Consider the following 21,054-nt stretch of genomic DNA (forward strand, 5'->3'; position numbering starts at 1 on the left):
GCGGGTGGTAGGCGTGGCATCCTGCCGGGTGCGCTGCCGCGCGACCTGGCGTGCGCCGGGCTCCGGCGAACCGCCGGTCCATGCCCGGAGGGAGTACAGAATGTCCGGCCCGAACACCCCGGGTCCCGTGCCGCCCCCGCCGCCCCCGCCGCACGAGCCCGAGACCCACGCCGATGCCGCGGCCGAGCGGACGGCGGCGATGCGGCCGGTGAGCGACGGGACCCAGCGGCTCGACGCCGTCCCGCACGGCGTGGCCCCGACGCACCCGTCGACGCCGCCCGCCGTGCAGCGGGTGTCGGCCGCGCGCCGTATGCCGCGGCCCGTCTCGCCGCCGTCGTCGCCGTACGGCGGCCCCGCACCCCGGCCGGCTCCGCCGGCGGCGCGGCCGACCCTGCCTCCCGCCGGCCTGCCGGTGCAGCAGGTGGCTGCGCCCGGCGCGAGCGCCGAGCCGTGGGCCGCCCCCGGCGCGCCCACCGTCCGGCACGCCCCGGTGCCGCAGCCCGCGGCCCCCACGGTCCAGCAGCCGCCGGTCACCACGACGGCGCAGCAGCCGGCCGTCGCGCCGTACGCGCAGCCCGCGCCGTACGCGCCGCAGCAGCCCGGTCACGCACCGGGGTACGCGCCGCAGCCGGGCTACCCGCCGCAGCACCACGCCGCGCAGCAGCCGCCCGCGTACGCGCACCAGCCGGCCGCACCGGCGCCGCAGTACGCGGCGCCCCACGCCGCGCCGCACCCGGCCTACGCCGGTCCGGGTCAGCCTGCCCAGCAGGCGCGCCGTCGCCGGCTGTCGCCGGGGTGGATCGCCTTCATCGTGTTCGACGTCGCGCTGGTCGCCGTCCTGGGCGTCGTGGTGTGGAACCTGTTCGGGGGCTCGCCCGCCACGGAGGACGGCCCCGGTGCCGGCACCGCCAGCGTCGCTCCGTCGGACGAGCCGACCGAGGAGGCGCCGCCCGCGCAGACGCTGGCCTCGTTCGCGGCGCCCAGCGGGAACATCACGTGCGAGATCACCACGGCGGCGGTGACGTGCTCGATCGCGGAGCTCAACCAGCAGCCGGCCCCCGTGGAGGGATGCGACGGCACCACGGGGTACCGGGTGACGATCGAGGCCGCCACGGGCGAGGTGGACCTGCCGTGCGTGCCGCCCGACGAGCAGCCCACGCCCGCGCCTCAGGACGTGCGGCGCCTGGAGTACGGGCAGTCCGTGACGGAGGGCCAGTTCACCTGCAACAGCGAGCAGTCCGGCATGCAGTGCCGGGACGACCGCAGCGGGCGCGGGTTCACCGTGGCGCGAGCCGGCATCGGCTCGTTCTGAGCCGGCCGCTCCCGGACTCCTGACGACGGCGGGCCCGGGCTCTGTGAGGAGCCCGGGCCCGCCGTCGTGCTACCGGGTCACCAGATGCGCACGCGCTCGGCGGGCGCCAGCCACAGGGCGTCGCCCTCCTGGACCCCGTACGCCTCGTAGAACTCGTCGACGTTGCGCACCACGCCGTTGCAGCGGAACTCGTTGGGGGAGTGGGGGTCGGTGGCCAGGCGCCGCACGACCTCCTCGTCGCGCCCCTTCGACTGCCACACCTGGGCCCAGCCGAGGAACACGCGCTGCAGCCCGGTCAGGCCGTCCACCACGGGCGCCTCGTCGAGCGACGTGCCCAGGGAGATGCGGTAGGCCTTGATCGCGATCGACAGGCCGCCGAGGTCACCGATGTTCTCACCGATGGTCAGGCCGCCGTTGACGTGGGGACCGTCGGGGCCGAGCTGCTCGGGCACGAACGCGTCGTACTGTGCGATCAGGGCCGTGGTGCGCTTCTCGAACTCCGCGCGGTCGGTCTCGGTCCACCAGTCCTCGAGGCGGCCGTCGCCGTCGTACTTCGAGCCCTGGTCGTCGAACCCGTGGCCGATCTCGTGCCCGATGACGCCGCCGATGCCGCCGTAGTTGACGGCGTCGTCGGCCTCGGGGTCGAAGAACGGCGGCTGCAGGATCGCCGCGGGGAAGACGATCTCGTTCATCCCCGGGTTGTAGTAGGCGTTGACCGTCTGCGGCGTCATGAACCACTCGTCGCGGTCCAGGGGGCGGCCGATCTTGCCCAGCTCGCGGTCCAGCTCGAACGCGTAGGCACGGCGCACGTTGCCCACCAGGTCCTGCGCGTCGACGACCAGGCCGGAGTAGTCGCGCCACCGGGCCGGGTAGCCGATCTTGGGCGTGAACTTCTCGAGCTTGGCCAGGGCCTTGACCTTGGTCTCCTCCGACATCCAGTCGAGCTCCTGGATGGACTCGCGGTAGGCGGCCACGAGGTGCTCGACGAGCACGTCCATGCGCTCCTTGTGCGACGGCGGGAAGTGCCGGGCGACGTACTGCTCGCCGACGGCCTCGCCGAGCGCCCCCTCGACGAGGGACACCCCCCGCTTCCAGCGCTCGCGCACCTCCTGCGCGCCCGAGAGGGTGCGGCCGTAGAAGTCGAAGTTCGCCTCGACCAGCTCGTCCGTCAGGTACGGGGCGCGCGCCGAGACCAGGTGGTAGGCGGCCCACAGCTTCCAGTCCTCGAGCGGCTCCGACTGCCACAGCCGTGCCAGCTCCTCGACGAAGGACGGCTCACGGACGACGAGGGCGTCCAGGGCGCCCGCCGGGGCACCCAGCGCCGCGGCCCAGGCGCGCCAGTCGAACCCGGGGGCGCGCTCCACCAGCTCGGCCAGCGTCATCGGGTTGTACGTCGCGGTGGCGTCGCGGTCGCGCACCACGTCCCAGTGGTGGGCCGCCAGCCGGGTCTCCAGCGCCACCACACGTGCGGCCGCCTCGTCGGCGTCGAACCCGGAGCCCAGGCCCAGCGCCTCGCCCGCGCCGGCCAGGCGCAGCATGCGGGCCACGTGGGGCGCGTACTTCTCCCGCACCGAGGCGTACTGCTCCTCGCGGTAGTACGCCTCGTCGGGCAGCCCCAGGCCCGACTGGACGAGGTAGGTGACGTACCGCTCCGGGTCCTTCGCGTCGTTGTCGACGTAGAAGGCCACCGCGCCGCCGCCGCCCGTGCGCTGCAGCGCGCCGAGCACCCCGACGAGCTCTGCCGGGGTGGCCGCGCCGGCCAGGAGCGCCAGCTCGGGCGCCAGCGGGTCGGTGCCGAGCGCCTCGACGCGCTCGGTGTCCATGAAGCTGGAGAACAGGTCCCCGATCTTCGCCGCGGTGCTGCCCGGCGTGGTGTCCTCGGCCGCCGCCAGGTCGGTGATGATCTGGCGCACCCGCTCCTCGGACAGGTCGTGCAGCGCACGGAAGGCGCCGTCGATCGCGCGGTCGGCGGGGATGACGTGCGACGCGATCCACCGGCCGTTGACGTGCCGGTAGAGGTCGTCCTGCGGGCGGATGGCGGGGTCGAGAGCGTCGAGGTCGATGCCGGACCTGAGGGATTCGGTCGTCATGACGACACCCTACGGGCGGCCCCGGGCGACCCACCCGCCCGGTACGCCACAATGTCCCCATGCGCCTGCACATCGCCACCGACCACGCCGGTTTCGAGCTCAAGACCCACCTGCTGGAGCACCTGCGCTCCCAGGGGCACGACGTCGTCGACCACGGAGCCTTCGAGTACGACGCCCAGGACGACTACCCGGCGTTCTGCATCGCCGCGGCCGAGGCCGTCGTCGCCGAGCCCGGCTCGCTGGGCATCGTCATCGGCGGGTCCGGCAACGGTGAGCAGCTGGCGGCCAACCGTGTGCCGGGCGTGCGGGCCATCCTCGCCTGGTCGCTGGAGACGGCTCGCCTCGGCCGCCAGCACAACGACGCGAACGTGGTGGCCGTCGGCGGCCGCATGCACTCGCTGGAGGAGGCCACGGCGATCGTCGACGCCTTCGTGACCGAGCCGTTCAGCGGCGACGAGCGCCACCAGCGCCGCATCGACCAGATGGCGGCGTACGAGGCGACGCGCGCAGGCGCCTGACGTGCCCGAGGGCCACACGGTCCACCGCCTGGCGCGCACGTTCGCCGAGCTGTTCGCGGGCGAGGTGCTCGCGGTGAGCAGCCCGCAGGGCCGCTTCGCCGCCGGTGCCGCGCTCCTCGACGGTCGCCGGCTGGTCACGAGCGAGGCCTGGGGCAAGCAGCTCTTCCTGGGCTTCGACGGCACCGAGGGTGCAGACGGGGCCGACGGCCCGGCGCGGCTGTGGCTGCGCGTCCACCTCGGGCTGTACGGGGCGTGGACCTTCGCCGGCGACGGCACGGCCGCCGTCGCGCACGCCATCGGGGCGCCGCGCAAGCGCGTCGGCGAGCGGGAGACGGCGCTCGCGGCGGAGCAGGACGCCGGCACGGCGGGCACAGCAGGCACCGTCGCCACCGGCACGGTCGGTACAGCAGGCGCAGCCTCCGGCGTGCGGCAGGCGTGGGACCCGCCCGCACCGCGGGGTGCGGTGCGCGTGCGGCTGCTGGGCCAGCACGCGGTGGCCGACCTGACGGGCCCGACGGCCTGCGAGGTGATCACGCCCGCGGACAAGGCGGGGGTCGAGGCCCGCCTCGGCCCCGACCCGATCCGGCCCGACGGCGGCCGCGGCTCCCTGGAGGCCGCGCGCGCCGACTTCGTGGCCCGGGTGCGCCGGTCCCGGGTCGCGGTCGGTCAGCAGCTCATGGACCAGGCCGTGGTGGCCGGGGCGGGCAACATCTACCGCGCCGAGGTGCTGTACCGCGCGGGCCTGGACCCCCTGCGGCCCGGGCGCGACGTCGACGCCGGGACGCTGGCCGCGCTGTGGGACGACCTGGTGGTGCTCATGCGCGACGGCGCGGCCACGGGCGCCATCGTGACGACCAGGCCCGAGCACAGGGACGGCGCCGGCCAGCCGGGTCCCGCCCCCGAGGGGCGTCGCCGCACCCGGCAGAACACCGACGGCACCCCGGGGGCCGTGCCGGCGGACGAGGCGTTCTACGTCTACCACCGCGACGGCCAGCCGTGCCGCGTGTGCGGCACCCCGGTGCTGGTCAAGGAGCTGGCGGGGCGCAACCTGTTCTGGTGCCCCGCGTGCCAGCGCTGAGCGGGCCGCGCCGGGGGAGCCGGCGGTCGCGGCGCGCCGGCGCTCCGAGGCGCCGGTGCGCCGGTGCGCCTCAGACGGTGACCGCGGCGTCCGGGGCGGCCAGCGCCAGCAGCACGAGACAGACGACGGCGACCGCCATGCTGAGCCCGAACGGCGCCCTGCTGGACGGGCGCTCCACCGCCACGACGCCCGCGCCGACCGCGAGGAGGGCAGCCAGGACGCCGCACGCCCAGGCGAGGCGACCCGGAGCGGCGTCGGGACCGGTGAGGACGACGGCGACGGCAGAGAGCAGCAGCACGGGTGCGAGCACCCCCGACACCCGGCGCCCGAGGCGGTGGGGCAGGCCCCTCACCCCCGTGGCGGCGTCGTCGGCGAGGTCCGGCAGCGTGTTGGCCACGTGCGCGCCCGCGCCGAGCAGGGCGGCGGCCCCGACCACCCAGGGGGCCGCGACCCGGTCACCCGGGGCCGCCAGCACCACGAACAGGGGCAGCAGCCCGAAGGACAGGGCGTAGGGCAGCCACGACCACACCGTGGCCTTGAGACGCGCGTTGTACGCCCAGGCGCTCGCGACGGCGACAAGGTGGAGGCTGCCGCCTACGGCGCTCGCCGCGAGCGAGGCGGGCACGCAGACCGCGACGGCGGCGAGCGCCGCCGCGCGCAAGGTCTGGGCGCCGACGAGCCCGGCCACGACCGGCTTGCCCGTGCGGCCGACGGCGAGGTCGCGCCGCGCGTCGATCCAGTCGTTGGACCAGCCGACGGAAAGCTGCCCGCTGAGCACGGCGAGGGCCACGAGCACGACCGTCGTCGGTCCCGCGCCCACCGCCGCGGCCAGAGCCGTGGCCAGCCCCGTGACGACGACGGTGGGGCCGGGGTGGCAGGCGAGAGCCAGCCCCCGCAGGGCCCGCCAGAGCCGCGGACCGGCCTGGTCCTGCGTCGCCTCCACGGCCTGCACCATGCCGCCACCGTAACCGGGCAGGGCCCACCGCGCGCGGGGGTCCCGGGCCGGTGTGACGATGCCGGGGTGTCCCGAGTCCTCGCCGTCGCGCCCGTCCTGCCCGAGCACGTGCACGCGCAGGAGGAGATCAGCGCCGTCCTGGCGCCGATGCTGGCCGGGAGCCCGGCGCGGGCCGAGCTGCTGCGGCGCCTGCACTCCTCCTCGGGCGTGCGCCGGCGGCACCTGGTGCAGCCCCTCGAGGAGTACGCCGCGACGACGACGTTCGGGGCGGCGAACGCGGTGTTCCTGCGGGAGGGCACGGCGCTCGCGGAGCGGGCGAGCCGCCAGGCGCTGACAGCCGCCGGGCTGGTCCCGGGCGACGTCGACCACGTGTTCAGCACGTCGGTGACGGGCATCGGGGCGCCGTCGCTGGACGTGCTGCTCGCCGAGCGTCTCGGGCTGCGCGCGGACGTGCGGCGCACGCCGTCGTTCGGCCTGGGGTGCGCGGGCGGGGCGGGCGGGCTGGCCCGCGTGCACGACTACCTGGCTGGGCACCCGCGGGGCGTGGCGCTGCTGGTGTCCGTGGAGCTGTGCTCGCTCACGCTCCAGCAGGGGGACGGCTCCACGGCCAACATGGTGGCCTCGGGACTGTTCGGCGACGGCGCCGCGGCCGTCGTCGTGGTGGGGGACGAGCACCCGCTCGCAGGCCGGGCCGGCCACGGCGCTCGCACGGCCACCGTGGTGGGCACGCGGTCGTGCCTGTACCCGGGCACGGCCGGAGAGCTGGGCTGGGAGGTGCGCGACAGCGGGTTCGGCATCGTGCTGTCCGCCCGGCTGCCGGAGCTGCTCGGCGCCCACCTGCTCGGGGACGTCAAGGGGCTGCTGGCGGAGCACGGCCTGACGCCCGGCCAGGTGCCGACGTGGGTGGTGCACCCGGGCGGACCTCGGGTGCTGGACGCCGTGCGCGACGCCCTCGGACTGACCGAGGCCGACCTGCGAGAGAGCCGGACGAGCCTGGCCACGGCCGGCAACCTGTCCTCGGCGTCGGTGCTCGACGTGCTCGCCCGGACCCTGGCAGGCTCGCAGGCGCCGCCCGGGTCGCCTGCCGTGCTGATGGCGTTCGGGCCGGGGGTGGCGACGGAGATGGTGCTCATGCGGCTCGACGGGGAGGTCTGAACGTGGTCTGGTACCTGGCGCTGGTGCTCGCGACGGGGGTCGAGCGGCTCGTGGAGCTGGTGGTCTCGGCGCGCAACGCCCGGTGGTCGTTCGCGCGCGGGGGTGTGGAGTCAGGCCGCGGGCACTTCCCGGCGATGGTGGCGCTCCACACCGGTCTGCTCGTGGCGTGCGCGGCCGAGGTGGTGCTGGCCGACCGCCCGTTCCTGCCGTGGCTCGGCTGGCCCATGCTCGTGCTCGTGGTGGTCAGCCAGGTGCTGCGCTGGTGGTGCGTGGCGGTGCTGGGACCGCAGTGGAACACCCGCATCATCGTGGTGCCGGGCCTGCCCCTCGTCGCCCGCGGCCCGTACCGGTGGCTGCGGCACCCCAACTACGTCGTCGTCGCGCTGGAGGGAATCGCCCTGCCGCTCGTGCACACCGCGTGGGTGACCGCGATCGCCTTCACCGTGCTCAACGCCGTGCTGCTGCTGCGCTTCCGCATCCCTGCCGAGGAGCGGGCGCTCGGTCTGGCGGCGGGCGCCGCCGGCGGCCGCGGCCGTGACGTCGGCACCGCGGACGGGGCCGGCGTCGTCGGCGGAGGGGCAGGGGCCGCGCGGTGAGCAGGGCCGACGCCGACGTGCTCGTGGTCGGCGGCGGGCCGGTCGGCCTGGCGGCGGCGATCGGCGCCCGCGAGGCCGGCCTCGACGTGCTGGTGCTGGAGCGGCGTGAGGGCACGCTCGACAAGGCGTGCGGCGAGGGGCTGCTGCCCGGCGCGCTCGCTGCCGTGCGGGAGCTCGGCGTCGACCCGCCCGGTCACCCGATCTCCGGCATCAGCTACCGCCGTCCTGGAGCTCACGCCGACCACCTGTTCACCGCGGGTGAGGGCAGGGGCGTGCGACGCACACGGCTGCACGAGGCGCTGCGCGAGCGGGCCGAGCACGCCGGCGCCGTGCTCCTGCACGCCTCCGTCCACGACCTGCGGCAGGATGCCGCCGGCGTGGAGGTCGAGACCGGCCCGGCGCGTCTGAGGGGCCGCTGGCTGCTGGGCTGCGACGGGCTGCACTCGACGGTGCGGCGGCTGGCCGGGCTCGACGCCGGCAGCCGGGCGCGGCCCGCCGGCCGCGCAGCGGCGACGCGACCCGACGCCCGGGCACGGTACGGCCTGCGCCGCCACTACCGGGTGCGCCCGTGGAACGACCTGGTGGAGGTGCACTGGAGCGACCGCGCGGAGGCGTACGTGACACCGGTGGCGCCGGACGTCGTCGGTGTGGCCGTGCTGGGCCCGCGGCACGCCACCGCGGGCGGCTCCTTCGAGGAGGCGCTCGCCGCCGGGTTCCCCGAGCTCGCCGACCGGCTGGCCGGGGCCGAGCCCCTCGGCGCCGTACGAGGCGCGGGGCCGCTGCGGCAGCGGACCACGCGCCGTACCGCCGGCCGCGTGCGCCTCGTGGGCGACGCCTCCGGCTACGTCGACGCCCTCACCGGCGAAGGGGTGCGCGTGGGCCTGGCCCAGGCGCGAGCGGCCGTGCGGCACCTCGACGACGCGGACGCCTACGAGCGGGCCTGGCGGGCGGCGACCCGCGACTACCGGTTGCTGACCAGCGGGCTGGTCGCCTGGGCCACCGGCCCCGCCCGGCGTGCGATCGTGCCGGCGGCCCGCGCCCTCCCGCCGCTGTACGGCGCGGTCGTGGAGCGGCTGGCCCGCTGAGAGGCCACCGGCTCAGAACACCCAGCTGCACACCGGGGCGAGCGGCCACCCGAACGCCGCGCTCGCGGCCGCGAGGGTGCCGGGCGAGCGCTCGACCACCTGCCCGGCGGCGGCCATCGACGCGAGCGACGTCCCGCCGAGGTAGGCCGCTCCCAGCTCGCGCACGTCCAGCTCCAGGTCGGCCGGGTCCTCGGTGCGCTCGCACGTCGCCTCGCCGAACGCCTCCGCACGCAGCCGCCACGTCCCGGCGTTGGCGGGCACCCGTGCGTCGCCGACCCCCAGCACCACGTCGACGTCGGCGGCGTACCGGCGCCCGGCGAGCGCGGCCGGGACGTCGACGACCCGCACCCACAGGTTGTCGGCCAGGCGCTGGTCCGCGGCCCGCGGGTCCGCCAGCAGGTGGCTCACCACGTCGTCGGCAGGCAGCATGAACGGGTGCACCTGGGTGGTCAGGTCGAGGTCGGTGAGCACGCCCCACAGGGCGCGGGCCGCGGCGGCGTCGAGCGCCACCACCTCCCCGGTGCGCACCGTGCCTCGCGGACCCGTGGGCTCCCACTCGAGGCTGCGGCGGAACAGCGCGTACCCCCGAGGCTGGCCGTCGCGCTCCACCACGACGATGCGACGCGACTCCTGGCCGCCGCGGAACATCGGTGCGTCCTCCCAGAAGTGCGCCTGCAGCTCCGGTGTCTCCCGCGTGGCCCAGCCAGGGCGGTTGACCCCCGTGACGCCGCCCGGAGCGGCACCCGCGGCACGGTGCACGCGGTCCACCAGCTCGCCGTGCGCCTGCCGGGTCGCGTGCTCCACGCGGACCGTGTGCTCTGCCGCCCCGGGTACCTCCCGCAGCGCGGCACCGCGCGGGACGGCGAGGCGCAGGTCGTGCGCCGCACGCCCGTACCCGAAGCGGCCGTAGATCGCGGCCTCGGCGGCGAACAGGGCCGAGACCGGCTCCCCGCGCTCCCGGCACCGCCCCAGGTGCAGGTCGATCATCGCCCGCAGGATGCCGCGACGGCGGTGCTGCGGGTGCACGCCCACCCAGGTCAGGCCGGCCACAGGCAGCTCGCCGCCCGGCACCGGGAAGCGCGCGAAGGGGTAGGAGGAGTGCATCGCGGCCAGCCCGTCGGTGCCGTCGGCCTCGACCCCCACGGTGCGGGACCACGTCAGCGGGGACGGCAGCCGTTCCAGGTCGTCCAGGGCGTGCGGTGAGGGGAACGCCCACGTGTCCAGGTCGAGCACCGCTCGCAGGTCGCCGGGGCCCAGCCCGCGGAAGGCGTAGCCGGCGGGGAGCGCGGCGGGGGCGATGTCAGGGCGGTCGGCGGGTGCGTCGTCGGTGCTCACCGGCTGATCGTCACCCGCCGAGGGGCCGGGCACCACCCCTTTTGCGCGGAGGGCAGCGTCCGCGCCCGGGTCGAGGGACCGGCCCCCGCCGCGGTGCTGCCCTAGGGTCGTGCCGTGCCCCGCCACGCCACGCAGAGACCGGACGACGCCGAGGACGCCGCGGCCAGCCCCGGCACGCAGGAAGACGCCGCACAGGAAGACGCAGCGCAGGAGTACGCCGCCGCCGTGCTCGCCCTGGTGCGCCGCATCCCGCCCGGCCGCGCGATGACGTACGGCCTGGTCGCCGAGATCGTGGCCGAGACGCTCCACCGCGGCGGGCCACGGCAGGTGGGGCAGGTCATGGCGGGCTCAGGGGACCGCTACGCCCACCTGGTGCCCGACGGCGCCGCCGTCGTCGGGCCCGCCCAGGACGACCACCACGTCGCGTGGTGGCGGGTGGTCAACGCCTCGGGTGCGCCGCCGGCGCACCACCTGACCGCCGCGCTGGACGCGCTGCGCGCCGAGGGCACGCCGCTCACGCGCGACGGACACCGGGTAGACCTGCGCAGGGCCGTGTGGTTCCCGGGGATCGAGGACGACCCACAGGCGTAGGGCGTCGGTGCCCGTCGTCCCACCGGCGGCCGCGCCGCCGTCATCCCAGCGGCGGCCGCGCCGCCTGCGGCCGCCGCCGTGCCTGCGGCCGCCAGACCGCCTCAGACCGGCTCAGGCCTTGCGCGGCGCCACCCGGGCGAGCAGCGACCCGGCCCTGGAGCGCACACGCCCCGCCGTGGTGGCCTCCCGCTCCTGCGCGGCGGCCAGCACGGTGAGCACCGACGCCGGGTCGCCCTGCAGCAGCATCGTGGTCAGCGCGGTGCCGTCCCAGCGGGCGAGGTCCCGCTGCACCTTCTCCGCCGGGCCCACCAGCGCGATCTCCTCGACCAGCTCCAGCGGCACGGCCCGGGCAGCGTCCTCCCGGCGCCCGGCGAGGTACAGCTCCTGCACCTCGTCCAGCACGTCCTTGTAGCCCAGACGGTCGAGCGACGCCTTGTGGAAGTTCGCCTCCTTGGAGCCCATCCCGCCGGCGTACAGCGCCACGTGCGGCCGGATGACGTCGGCCGCCGCCTCGACGTCGTCACGCACCACCGCCGGCACCGTGGCGAGCACTTCGAAGCGGGACGACGGCGACCGCGACCCGCTGCGCGCGGCGAACCCCTCCGCGAGCAGCGCCCGGTGCTCGGCGTCGGCCTTCGGGGCGTAGAAGCCGGCCATCCAGCCGTCGGCGATCTCCGCGGCCAGCGCCACGTTCTTCGGCCCCTGCGCGGCGAGCACGATCGGGATCTCGCGCCGGCGCGGGTGCACGGTGGGCTTGAGGGCCTTGCCCAGGCCCGTGGCGCCCGCGGTGTCAGCAGGCAGGGGGAGGCGGTAGAAGTCGCCGTCGTAGGTCACGGGGCGCTCGCGGGCCACGACCTCGCGCACGACGTCCACGAACTCCCGCGTGCGGGCCAGGGGCCGGCGGTAGGGCTGGCCGTACCACCCCTCGACCACCTGCGGGCCGGAGGCGCCGAGGCCGAGCACGAACCGCCCGCCCGAGAGGTGGTCGAGCGTGATGGCGTGCATGGCCGTGGCGGTGGGGGTGCGGGCAGCCATCTGGGCGATACCGGTGCCCAGCCGCACGCGGCGGGTCCGAGACCCCCACCAGGCCAGGGGCGTGAAGGCGTCGGAGCCGTAGGCCTCGGCCGTCCAGACGGAGTCCAGGCCGAGGGCCTCGGCGGCGACGAGGGCGGGAACGATGCCCTTCGGGGGCTTGCGGGACCAGTAGCCGGTCTGGATGCCGATGCGCACGGTGCTCCTCGTCGAGTCGGTGGCGGTGCGCCCGTCCCGGTGTGGTGGCGGTGGGCGCGACTTCCCGGGACGCGGCGTCCTGGGTAAGCCGCGTCACACCCTAGCCGACGGCGGTGGGGGAGCCCGGTGTGCCCGGTGTGCCCGTACCACCGCACCGAGGCGGCCGCCTCGTCACCGGCTCCGCTCCGCCAGAGTGTTGAGCAGGGCGGCACCTGCGGCGGCGTCGTCGACCGTGACCGCCACGGAGCGGCCGCCGGAGCGCTCCACGAGCAGCGCCTCGCCGCGCCGCAGCACCACGCCGACGCGCCCGCCGCGTCCCACGCGCCAGCCCCACCCGCCGAAGTCCCGCATGGGCTCCACCTCGATCACGGACGCGCGCTCGATCTCGGCGGCGGGCACGTGCGTGCGCGGCCAGCCGAGCCGGGAGCGCACCGTGAGGCCGGTGGCGTCCACGCGCACGACGAACGCGAACATCGCGGCGAAGAGCACGCCGAGCAGCAGGGGCATCAGGAGCAGCGTCCACATCTGCAGGGCCACGGTGACGCCGACCATGCCGATCGTCGTGGCAGCGCCGATGCCGACGCCCGGGCCGCCCGCGATGCGGCGCAACCACACGACGCGCTCGCCGTCGGCCACCGGGAGCCGGGAGGCGTCGGCCGGCACCTGCCCGTCCGCGGCCTGCGGCGGGTCGGCCGGCACCAGGAACGCGGCGACCGCCGCCGGCACGAGGGGCGCCAGCAGGGACACGGCGAGAGCCGTGCCGACGCCAGGCGCCTGCGCGGCGTCGCCGAGCCCGCGCTGCGGGGCGAGGGACATCAGCAGGGTGGCAGCGCCGAAGGCGCCGGACCACACCGTCGCGCCGGCCACGATGCGGCGCGTGGCCGCAGCCTGCCCGCGGAACCAGCCGATGGCGGCGAAGAGGACGCAGGGGCCGGCGGTGCTGGCGACGATGGTGCCGACGAAGCCGCCGAGGGAGGCGAAGCCGTCCGGCTGGCCGTCGGGGCCCCAGTGGGAGGCGACCGGGTCCGGGAGGTCGGCCCGCCACGAGAGCACGAGGGCGACGGCGGTCAGCAGCAGGGCCGTCGCCGCCAGGGTCGACCACAGGACCACGGCGCGGGCTCGTGGGCGCCAGGTCTCCGTGGTCGCGGTGGTGCCGGGCTCGTGCGTCATCGCTTCATCGCCTCCTTGAGCAGGGTGGTCGCTGTCTCGGTCGTGAGGTGGGCGTCGCGGGCCGCGGCGACGAACGCCGCGAGCGCTGCCTCGAGCGGCGCGCGGTCGCCCGTGGCGGCCTGGACGACGACGGCGCCGCGCCCGCGGCGCAGCTCGATCACGCCCGCGTCGCGCAGCTGCTGGTAGGCGTGCAGCACGGTGTGCACGTTCAGGTCCAGGGACTCGGCCAGGTCGCGGGCGGCCGGCAGCCGGTCGCCCGCCTTCAGCTCGCCGTGGGCGAGCGCCACGTGCACCTGGGCGACGAGCTGTGCGTACAGCGGCTCCTCGCTGCCCGGGTCGATGCGCCAGATCACGAGATGAACCGTACTTGTTCTATTGGAAATAGAACAACCAGGGTCGGCAGGTTCACCCGCCCCGTCGCGGGTCTGCGCTGCGAAGAGGGCGAAGAACGAGAACGGACGGGGTGCGGCCCGCAGGCCGCACCCCGTCCACCGGCGCCCGTCACCGCGAGCCCGCGTCCTCAGATCATGTACTCGATCAGCGTGGCCGGGTCCTCGTGCCGGTCCCGCTCGGCCACCGGCTGCGACGGCACGCGCACCCGCGCCGGCACCCCCAGGGCCACCGCCCCCGCCTGCACGTCCTTGACCACCACCGCGTTCGCCCCCACCTGGACGTCGTCACCGATCGTCACCGGGCCCAGCACCTTGGCTCCTGCGCCCACCATCACGCGGTTCCCGAGGGTGGGGTGACGCTTGCCGCGCGTCATCGAGCGCCCGCCCAGCGTGGAGCCGTGGAACAGGATGCAGTCGTCCCCGATCTGCGCCGTCTCCCCGATCACCACGCCCATGCCGTGGTCGATGAACAGCCGCCGCCCGATCACGGCACCCGGGTGGATCTCGATACCCGTGACGAACCGGGCCACCTGCGAGACCAGGCGGGCCGGCAGCCGCAGCAGCGGCACGTGCCACATGCGGTGGCTGAGCCGGTGCACCCACAGGGCGTGCACCCCGGGGTAGGCCAGCGCGACCTCCAGGCGGGTGCGTGCCGCCGGGTCGTGGGCGTGGGCGGCGTCGAGGTCCTCGAGCAGGATGTCCAGCAGGTGCCGCAGGCCGGGCCGGTGCCCGGGAGGGAGCGGGTGCTCGTGCCCCCGGTCCGGCCCGGCCTGGGTGCGCTCGCGGACGGCGCGGAGGTCGGTCACGTCAGCGTTCGCCTCAGTCCAGCAGGTCGGCGTAGAGCACGGTGGACAGGTAGCGCTCGCCGAAGTCCGGCACGATCGCCACGATCGTCTTGCCCGCGTACTCCTCGCGGCCGGCCAGCTCGACCGCCGCGGCCAGCGCGGCGCCCGAGGAGATGCCGACCAGCAGGCCCTCCTCCTTGGCCGCCCGGCGAGCCCACTCCACGGCCGTGTCGGCGTCGACGTCGACGACCTCGTCGTAGACGTCGGTGTCGAGGATCTCCGGGACGAAGTTCGGGCCGATGCCCTGGATCTTGTGCGGTCCCGGGGCGCCCCCGTTGAGGATCGGCGACTCCTTCGGCTCCACGGCGACCAGCCGCACGTCGGGCTTGCGCTCCTTGAGCACCTGGCCCACGCCGGTGATGGTGCCACCCGTGCCGATACCGGAGACGACGACGTCGACCGCGCCGTCGGTGTCCGCCCAGATCTCCTCCGCCGTGGTGCGGCGGTGGATCTCCGGGTTGGCGGCGTTGGCGAACTGGCGGGCCAGGACGGCGCCGGGCCGCTCGGCAGCGATGCGCTCCGCCTCGGCGACGGCGCCCTTCATGCCGTCGGCCCCCGGGGTGAGCACCAGCTCGGCCCCGTAGGCGCGCAGCAGCGCACGGCGCTCCTTGGACATGGTCTCGGGCATCGCCAGCACCACCTTGTAGCCGCGGGCCGCGCCGACCCACGCGAGCGCGATGCCCGTGTTGCCGGAGGTGCCCTCGACGATGGTGCCGCCGGGCTGGAGCTCGCCCGACGCCTCCGCGGCGTCGATGATGGCGACGCCGATGCGGTCCTTGACGGAGTTGGCGGGGTTGTAGAACTCGAGCTTCGCGAGCACGGTGGCACCCTTGCCGGCGGCGAGCCGGTTGAGGCGCACGAGCGGGGTGTTGCCGATGAGCTTGGTCGCGTCGTCGTAGATGCGGGCCATGGGTCGTCCTTCGCTTGGTGCGGGTTGCTGACGGGTGCTGCGAGAGCAGCGGCCGGTACGGCACGAGCGGCCGCGTTCGCCGCGACCCGGAGGGCGGCAGGGGCCCGGCGGGTCAGGCGTGGCGCGGACGCCCTACCGACAGCCGCGACAGCGCGGACCGGCCGGGCCGGTCGCGAGCGCACGGAGGACGACGGCGGTACGCACGGTCAGCTCCCTCCGGCAGGCGGCGTCGGACGTGGCGCGCCGCGATGGACAAGGCCGGGTGGTGCCGGCCCAGGTCACACATTATGGGCGGTGGCCCAGGTCACGCCAGGCGGGCGACCGGCAGACGGGACGAGAAGACCCCCGGCGGGGCCATGATGCCCTGCCGGGGGTCGGGGGAGCGGGCGACGGGAATCGAACCCGCGTAGCCAGTTTGGAAGACTGGGGCTCTACCATTGAGCTACGCCCGCACCGACACCGACGGCGGACCTGCGCGGAGAAGGCGCACGACGTCGGGATCGCGGGGCAAGACTAGCAAAGCGTCACCCCTGCTCTGGTGTCGCGGAGGGCGCTGGGGGCCGCTGGTTCCGTGCGCGGGCGCCGCGTCCTCGCCGGTGCCCTCCCACGAGACCATCGGCGGGAACCACCTAGACTGGCCCGCGGTCGCCGTGAGCGGCCCACGGGGTGTGGCGCAGCTTGGTAGCGCATCTGCTTTGGGAGCAGAGGGTCGCAGGTTCAAATCCTGTCACCCCGACCGGGCGGGAATCGGCCCGTGGTCTAGGGATTCTAGGCCGCGGGCCGTTCGCGTATCCAGCCCCTGCGGCTGGGCTGTAGCAATGTGTGCAGCAATCGAAGCCTGTCCGATCTCACAGAGCGCGCGAGCTCGCGCCGAAGCCCAGAGCCTTGATTCCGCCCGATCAAGGTTGTGGCCTCACCGACGCCGGACGCCGGTCGGTGGCAGCCACGCGCCGAGGAGGCGGTGCCGGTCGTGGGCGCCGGCCCCTGGTCCATCGCCGCGCACGCGCCGCCCGGATTCTTCACCCGCTCCCGCCTCCCGTTTAACTTTACGCGTGAGCGCGGGGCGTGTAATGTGTGTGGTGTCAGAGAGACGGGGCCAAGGCCCCAGAGCCAAGGAGTCACCATGAACACCAAGATCAACCGCGAGGACTTCGCCAGCCAGGCCGAGTACGACGCCGCCGTCGACGCTGCGGTCGAAGCTCGCATCGCCGCCCAGGTCGAGGCGCTCGACGCCGCGATGCCGTCGTGGGAAGACGAGGAGGCCCGCCGCGAGGCCGAGCTCGCCGCGCACGACCTGGACTACCTGGACGACTGACCGCCCCGCCGGTGCCCACCCTGCACGGGGTGGGCGCCGGCCCCTGTCGCCCGGGAGGGCTCATGGACACCGAGATCTACGGCCAGCACACTGCTCAGGTCCTTCGCCTGTTCGATGCGCTGCCCGAGCTGAACGCCGAGCAGTGGAAGACCCTCGGCGCGTCGCCGGTCGCCGCCGCGCTGGAGACCATGCTCGACGACTACGACCTCTACGAGGCGCTGGAGAGAGGTGATGCGACCGTCCTCGCCTCAATGAGGGCCAGCAACGACGCGCACAAGGCCCTCGACGGGCTGGAGCGAGTCCTGACGGAGCGCGCCTGGGAGAACGCGCCGGCGGACGCGTGGCGCGCGGCGTTTCACGAGGCACAGCTGACCGCCGGGGCTGGCCGGCGGTCGTTTGAGTTCGTGAGCCTCTCCGTCATCGCGCTCGTCGTCCAGGACCTCATCGACCCGGACCTCGTCCGCGACGTCGTCACGGCGTGGCAGGGCGTCGGGGTCGCCCTGGACGCGGCGGAGCAGTGATGGATCACGACGACAGGAGGACGACCATGAGCACCACCCCCAAGGACCTCGAGCAGACCCAGGACGGCGGGCCGTTCTTCGAGGTGGCCGAGATCTACAGCGAGCCGCTGGAGGGCCTGGCCCGCACGGTGTGGGCCCTGGCGACGCGTCACCACGAGGGTGTCCTGGCGCCCGAGGCGAAGGCCGGCCCCGACGACCTGCCCGCGCGTCCGGCGGTGTGGGGCCTGGGCGGGCACTACGCCGCGCACATCCTGCGCCTGCACGGGCGGCGCCTGGCCGCCGAGCGTGACGACGCCCCCGCCTGGACCGAGATCGTCGCCCGGCACCCGGCAGCCCTGTCCCGGAGCGGGCGCCTCGAGGATGCCCTCGCCCTGGCGCTGGAGCTGCGGCGCGCCCCGGGCGGCCCCGACGGGACCCGGGGCACCATCGGGCGCGACCTGATCGGCTGGCTGACCGCCGCCGAGGACGACGCCAGGCGGGCGCCGCAGGCCACCCGGCTCGTGCGCCACGTGCACAACCTGCCCGACGCCGGGCGCGAGCACTACGCCGGCGCGTGGTGGGCCACCCACGGGCCGCGCGTGGCCGAGCGCCTCAGCCTGGCCGACGCCGCCGGGCGCGCCGGGCGCGCGTGGTCCGAGGACGACCGCGCCCTGCGCCAGGCTCAGGCCGCCGTCGCCCTGGGCATGTGGTCTGCCGGCGCGTGGACCAAGGCGTCGATCGCCAGGTCGGTCGGGGTCTCGCGGCCCACGCTCGACGCGTGGATCGAGCGCGGCCAGTAGGATGGCCACCGAGCCCGGCCGGGCGGTCTCTCTGACAGGACTCCTCCCCGGCCGGGCTCACCCATGCCCGGCGCGCGCCTGCCCCGCCCGGTAGCCCCGCACCGCCGCGGGTCGCCATGTCAACGCACGGCGACATCGCAGGCGTGTCAACGCACGGCGACATCCCGAGGGCCCGTTCTTCACCCGCTCCCGCCTCCCGTTTAACTTTACGCGTGAGCGCGGGGCGTGTAATGTTTGTGGTGTCAGAGAGAGACGGGGCCAAGGCCCCGGAGCGGGACAGCACGAGGAGCCGACCATGAAGACCAACGCCTGGACCCACCCGACCACCGGCCAGATCCGCCACTACCTCGACAACTACGAGGTCTGGGGCCTCATCGCCTACGACGTGCACGGCGTCGCCAACCGGGGCCGTGTGCTGTCCGCGAAGTTCTGGCTCGACCAGGACGGCGTCCTGCACATCGACCGCCTGGAAGAGCGCGGCCAGATCCGCGAGTACAAGCTGCGCGCCGCGATCGAGGCTGCCCTCGCCCCGGCCCCCGAGGGCGAGCCCGCCCCCGAGACCGCCGAGACGCAGGCCGCCGAGACCGAGGCCACCGAGGCCGCCACCGAGGCCCAGGCCGACCTCGCGTTCGCCGCACACGTCGCCACCCTGGACGACGAGCCGCCGGCCGAGGAGCCCTACGCGACCCGCCCCCGCCGCACCACGATGCGCCCCGGCTGGAGCAACGCCCGCCGCTACCGGTGACACCCAGGGCGGGCCGCGCTAGCATGGGCGCGTGCTCCCCGCGTGAGCGGGGGTGATCCGGCGTTCCGAACGACTGGGTCTTAGGTCGACTCGCAGTGCTCCCCGCGAGAGCGGGGGTGGTCCGTGACCTGGTACGGCCCGAACATGTTCCCCGCGAGAGCGGGGGTGACCCGAGACGCTGCAACAACAGCGCACAGGGCATGAAGTAATCCCCGCGCGAGCGGGGGTGACCCGGGGCGGTGTAACAGCATCGCGTGCTCCCCGCCTCAGCGGGGTTCCTCCGGGACAGCACGAAGCGGCCCCCGCCTCCATCAGGAGGCGGGGGCCACTGTCGTTGGTGTTCTGCGCGTCAGGCGTCGGGGTCGCGGCGCACGAGATGGATCTGCGGGTCCGAGGACAGGTGCAGCCGCTGGAGCCAGGCGTCCACGGCGGGGATCGCCATGATGCGGGCCAGCGCCCCACCCACCGCAGCGATGCCCGCACCGACCGCCGTGATGGTCGCGACGGCGTGCTCGCCCAGCAGGTGCCCGAGCTCCTCGCCGAGGATCGCAGCCACAGCCGGAGCGACGACGCCGAGGACGATCACCGTCGAGAGGATGCCCTGCACCACGGTGCGCCAGGTGGCGCGCTGCGGGTGCGCCTGCTGAGTCGTGACAGGGGTCGCGGTCATCCGAAGGCCACCTGCTTCGTCTTGAAGGCGACCCAGGCGCCGGGGTTGCGGAACACGATGTGCGGCACCCCGGTGACGGAGTCCTGGTTGGAGTAGGTGGTGGCGAGCGGCTTGCCGTTGCCCTGCGGGACGACGTACCAGGTGGCGCCCCGCTGCGGGTCGCCCTGCACGTCACAGGTGATGAGGAACATGGTGGCCTCCGGGATGGGTGTCAGCGGCGTCGGGCTCGGCGCCGTGGGGGTGGGGATGGCGGTGGTCGGCGCGCTGGCGCCGGGCTTGGTGGCGAGGGAGCCGCCTCGGATGCGGGCGGCGACAGCGGCCACGCGCCGGGCGTCGGCGTTGATCTCGAAGTGCATCGCGTCCTTGCGGCCGGTGTAGTTGCCGCCCCAGCGCACGACGCCGTCGAGGTCGGCGAGGATGCTGCGGATGGCGGCGACCTTGGCGGCACCGAACGTCCGCATGGGGTCGGCGCCGAGCGGGTGCGCGGGCGCGTTGAGGTCGATGGCCGTCGCCGACGCGTGGTTGCTGTAGCCGGAGGTCTGCCCGCGGATCGCGCGGTACGCCCAGCCCCACGACCAGTCCTGCCGGATCGGCTCGACCTCCGCGTCGAAGCGACGGCACAGGTAGTCGAAGACGGTGTGCACGTCACCGGGCAGGACGCGGCCCGTGATCCACCGCAGCGGCACCAGCACGTCGGAGGTGGGGTGGACGGTCCAGCCGTTCTGGCTCGTGGCCATGGATGCCTCCCGGGCATGACGAAGGCCGCGAGCACCCCCGGGCGGGGGCCGGGTCGCGGCCTGATGGATGGGTGGGTCAGGTGGTCGGGTCGTGCCCGGTGAAGCGCTCGGTCAGCTCGGTGATCCGCTCGTCGCGGGCGCGGGCCTCGACCAGGTGCTGCTCGAGGGTGTCCTCGAGGCCGCGCACGCGGCTGCTGGCGGCGGTGGCCTGTTGGCGGGCTCCCTCGACGGTGCCCTGGACGCGGCGGATGTCCTCGCGCACGCCCTCCAGCTCGCGGCCGCGCTGCCGGTCGGCCGAGCGCAGGCCGGCGATGTCGCGCTGCACGGTGTCGAGCCCGGCGAGCACCGCGTCAACCTTGGCGCCGACGCCGTCCAGGTCGTCCCTGAGATTGGTCGAGTGCGTGTTGGCGACGTGGTCCCGCACCACCCTGGTCTGACCAGCGAGCTCGTCGAGCCGCTGCTTGAGCCAGCGGCCCGCGTAGGCGAGAGCGACCATCGCGGCGGTGCCGAGCACCGTGCCCAGGGCGGCCAGTAGGCTGCTGTTGTCCTGGACCAGGCCTGCTGCAGCCTCCAGAGTCATGCGCTCCTCCGTCTCGTGTAGCGGGCGCGCCGTGGTCGGCAGGCAGACCCGAGAATGCTGTTTACGTGCGCTCCGGAGACGCATGGCGGCTCTTCTGGCGCGACTCCTGGGCGCCGGCGTCCAACAGCACGTTCGCCGTGTGGAACGCACGCGTGGGCAACCAGAGGACGTTCGCGCTCGACCGTCGCGCCGGCCTCGTGACCGGTGTCTTCACGTGCATGGCGGGCACGCTGCAGCCGGGCGACGTCGTCTGCACCGGCATCCCCGAGGGCTTCCGTCCCCTGCGCACGCAGTACGTGCCGCTGACCCCGTACTCCGGCGTCGTCGAGCCGTTCCTCATCATCAACACCCAGGGCGAGTGTCAGATCTACTGGACCGGCACCGTGTCGTCGGTGTCCATGTGGATGCGTGGCGGTGTCGCGTGGGCGGTCAACTGAGGGGCCGC

The 21,054-nt window shown here is 75.1% G+C and carries 23 protein-coding genes and 2 tRNA genes; 13 read left to right on the top strand and 12 right to left on the bottom strand.

What is annotated here, in order from left to right; translation table 11 throughout:
• Positions 1 to 100 precede the first annotated feature (100 nt).
• On the top strand, positions 101 to 1,312 hold the full coding sequence (locus tag DNL40_RS02145) for a hypothetical protein (RefSeq protein ID WP_111249558.1): 1,212 nt from the start codon (positions 101 to 103) through the stop codon (positions 1,310 to 1,312).
• Positions 1,313 to 1,389: 77 nt separating this feature from the next.
• Here DNL40_RS02145 and DNL40_RS02150 read toward each other — a convergent pair whose 3' ends face one another.
• Entirely contained in the window at positions 1,390 to 3,402 is a 2,013-nt protein-coding gene (locus DNL40_RS02150) for a M13 family metallopeptidase (protein WP_111249559.1), read from the bottom strand.
• Between the two features lie 59 nt (positions 3,403 to 3,461).
• Between DNL40_RS02150 and DNL40_RS02155 the strand changes: the two genes are divergently transcribed.
• Together DNL40_RS02155 and DNL40_RS02160 are read left to right on the top strand one after the other, a co-directional pair.
• Entirely contained in the window at positions 3,462 to 3,920 is a 459-nt protein-coding gene (locus DNL40_RS02155; protein ID WP_111249560.1) for a ribose-5-phosphate isomerase, read from the top strand.
• A gap of 1 nt (position 3,921) precedes the next feature.
• Positions 3,922 to 4,998 (top strand): Fpg/Nei family DNA glycosylase, encoded by a 1,077-nt coding sequence (locus DNL40_RS02160; protein WP_111249561.1) that lies wholly within the window; start codon positions 3,922 to 3,924, stop codon positions 4,996 to 4,998.
• A 70-nt stretch (positions 4,999 to 5,068) separates the two neighbouring features.
• Here the strand turns inward: DNL40_RS02160 and DNL40_RS02165 are convergent, their stop codons facing one another.
• The gene (locus DNL40_RS02165; RefSeq protein WP_111249562.1) at positions 5,069 to 5,953 is read right to left on the bottom strand and encodes a UbiA family prenyltransferase; all 885 of its coding nucleotides are present in this window, start codon (positions 5,951 to 5,953) and stop codon (positions 5,069 to 5,071) included.
• 66 nt (positions 5,954 to 6,019) lie between these two features.
• Between DNL40_RS02165 and DNL40_RS02170 the strand changes: the two genes are divergently transcribed.
• The 3 genes from DNL40_RS02170 to DNL40_RS02180 are packed head-to-tail and all read left to right on the top strand — an operon-like array spanning position 6,020 to position 8,789.
• Positions 6,020 to 7,108 carry a type III polyketide synthase gene (locus tag DNL40_RS02170; RefSeq protein ID WP_111249563.1) on the top strand — a complete coding sequence of 363 codons (1,089 nt, stop codon included), beginning with the start codon at positions 6,020 to 6,022 and terminating at the stop codon, positions 7,106 to 7,108.
• 2 nt (positions 7,109 to 7,110) lie between these two features.
• A complete protein-coding gene (locus DNL40_RS02175; RefSeq protein WP_111249564.1) occupies positions 7,111 to 7,704 on the top strand; it encodes an isoprenylcysteine carboxyl methyltransferase family protein in 594 nt (197 codons plus the stop codon).
• Positions 7,701 to 8,789, top strand: a complete 1,089-nt coding sequence (locus tag DNL40_RS02180) for an NAD(P)/FAD-dependent oxidoreductase (protein WP_111249565.1) — start codon at positions 7,701 to 7,703, stop codon at positions 8,787 to 8,789. Before DNL40_RS02175 ends, DNL40_RS02180 begins: the two co-directional genes overlap by 4 nt.
• 12 nt (positions 8,790 to 8,801) lie before the next feature.
• Here the strand turns inward: DNL40_RS02180 and DNL40_RS02185 are convergent, their stop codons facing one another.
• Positions 8,802 to 10,124 (bottom strand): GNAT family N-acetyltransferase, encoded by a 1,323-nt coding sequence (locus tag DNL40_RS02185; RefSeq protein WP_245885582.1) that lies wholly within the window; start codon positions 10,122 to 10,124, stop codon positions 8,802 to 8,804.
• Between the two features lie 225 nt (positions 10,125 to 10,349).
• Here DNL40_RS02185 and DNL40_RS02190 point away from each other — a divergent pair, with 225 nt between their 5' ends.
• Positions 10,350 to 10,715, top strand: a complete 366-nt coding sequence (locus tag DNL40_RS02190; RefSeq protein WP_281268420.1) for an MGMT family protein — start codon at positions 10,350 to 10,352, stop codon at positions 10,713 to 10,715.
• A 111-nt stretch (positions 10,716 to 10,826) separates the two neighbouring features.
• Here the strand turns inward: DNL40_RS02190 and DNL40_RS02195 are convergent, their stop codons facing one another.
• The 6 genes from DNL40_RS02195 to DNL40_RS02220 form a co-directional block, all read right to left on the bottom strand.
• A complete protein-coding gene (locus tag DNL40_RS02195) occupies positions 10,827 to 11,945 on the bottom strand; it encodes an LLM class F420-dependent oxidoreductase (protein ID WP_111249567.1) in 1,119 nt (372 codons plus the stop codon).
• Between the two features lie 171 nt (positions 11,946 to 12,116).
• Complete coding sequence (locus tag DNL40_RS02200; protein ID WP_111249568.1) at positions 12,117 to 13,115, bottom strand: DUF1648 domain-containing protein; 999 nt, start codon at positions 13,113 to 13,115, stop codon at positions 12,117 to 12,119.
• On the bottom strand, positions 13,112 to 13,468 hold the full coding sequence (locus DNL40_RS02205; protein ID WP_111249569.1) for a GntR family transcriptional regulator: 357 nt from the start codon (positions 13,466 to 13,468) through the stop codon (positions 13,112 to 13,114). Before DNL40_RS02205 ends, DNL40_RS02200 begins: the two co-directional genes overlap by 4 nt.
• 167 nt (positions 13,469 to 13,635) lie before the next feature.
• The gene (gene epsC, locus DNL40_RS02210) at positions 13,636 to 14,223 is read right to left on the bottom strand and encodes a serine O-acetyltransferase EpsC (RefSeq protein WP_245885638.1); all 588 of its coding nucleotides are present in this window, start codon (positions 14,221 to 14,223) and stop codon (positions 13,636 to 13,638) included.
• 103 nt (positions 14,224 to 14,326) lie between these two features.
• Positions 14,327 to 15,262 (bottom strand): cysteine synthase A, encoded by a 936-nt coding sequence (cysK, locus tag DNL40_RS02215; RefSeq protein ID WP_111249571.1) that lies wholly within the window; start codon positions 15,260 to 15,262, stop codon positions 14,327 to 14,329.
• 381 nt (positions 15,263 to 15,643) lie between these two features.
• Positions 15,644 to 15,714, bottom strand: a tRNA-Gly gene (locus DNL40_RS02220).
• A 210-nt stretch (positions 15,715 to 15,924) separates the two neighbouring features.
• Here DNL40_RS02220 and DNL40_RS02225 point away from each other — a divergent pair.
• From DNL40_RS02225 to DNL40_RS02245, 5 genes are all read left to right on the top strand, one after another.
• A tRNA-Pro gene (locus tag DNL40_RS02225) sits at positions 15,925 to 15,998 on the top strand.
• 387 nt (positions 15,999 to 16,385) lie between these two features.
• Complete coding sequence (locus tag DNL40_RS02230) at positions 16,386 to 16,577, top strand: hypothetical protein (protein WP_111249572.1); 192 nt, start codon at positions 16,386 to 16,388, stop codon at positions 16,575 to 16,577.
• Positions 16,578 to 16,606: 29 nt separating this feature from the next.
• On the top strand, positions 16,607 to 17,098 hold the full coding sequence (locus DNL40_RS02235; protein ID WP_146251993.1) for a hypothetical protein: 492 nt from the start codon (positions 16,607 to 16,609) through the stop codon (positions 17,096 to 17,098).
• Between the two features lie 26 nt (positions 17,099 to 17,124).
• A complete protein-coding gene (locus tag DNL40_RS02240; protein ID WP_111249574.1) occupies positions 17,125 to 17,877 on the top strand; it encodes a hypothetical protein in 753 nt (250 codons plus the stop codon).
• 295 nt (positions 17,878 to 18,172) lie between these two features.
• On the top strand, positions 18,173 to 18,622 hold the full coding sequence (locus DNL40_RS02245) for a hypothetical protein (protein WP_111249575.1): 450 nt from the start codon (positions 18,173 to 18,175) through the stop codon (positions 18,620 to 18,622).
• A 349-nt stretch (positions 18,623 to 18,971) separates the two neighbouring features.
• Here DNL40_RS02245 and DNL40_RS02250 read toward each other — a convergent pair whose 3' ends face one another.
• The 3 genes from DNL40_RS02250 to DNL40_RS02260 all read right to left on the bottom strand — a co-directional run bounded on the left by DNL40_RS02250 (position 18,972) and on the right by DNL40_RS02260 (position 20,609).
• Positions 18,972 to 19,292, bottom strand: coding sequence for a hypothetical protein (locus DNL40_RS02250; protein ID WP_111249576.1), 321 nt, complete (start codon positions 19,290 to 19,292; stop codon positions 18,972 to 18,974).
• Positions 19,289 to 20,029: a M15 family metallopeptidase gene (locus DNL40_RS16135; protein ID WP_146251994.1), complete on the bottom strand. Its 741-nt coding sequence runs from the start codon at positions 20,027 to 20,029 to the stop codon at positions 19,289 to 19,291. The genes DNL40_RS02250 and DNL40_RS16135 overlap by 4 nt, the downstream gene beginning before the upstream one ends.
• A 76-nt stretch (positions 20,030 to 20,105) precedes the next feature.
• Positions 20,106 to 20,609: a DUF2746 domain-containing protein gene (locus tag DNL40_RS02260; protein ID WP_111249577.1), complete on the bottom strand. Its 504-nt coding sequence runs from the start codon at positions 20,607 to 20,609 to the stop codon at positions 20,106 to 20,108.
• Positions 20,610 to 20,674: 65 nt separating this feature from the next.
• Here DNL40_RS02260 and DNL40_RS02265 point away from each other — a divergent pair, with 65 nt between their 5' ends.
• Positions 20,675 to 21,046 (top strand): hypothetical protein, encoded by a 372-nt coding sequence (locus DNL40_RS02265; protein WP_111249578.1) that lies wholly within the window; start codon positions 20,675 to 20,677, stop codon positions 21,044 to 21,046.
• The last annotated feature ends 8 nt before the right edge of the window (positions 21,047 to 21,054 follow it).

The sequence above is a fragment of the Xylanimonas oleitrophica genome (assembly GCF_003244315.1).
Lineage (GTDB): Bacteria > Actinomycetota > Actinomycetes > Actinomycetales > Cellulomonadaceae > Xylanimonas_A > Xylanimonas_A oleitrophica.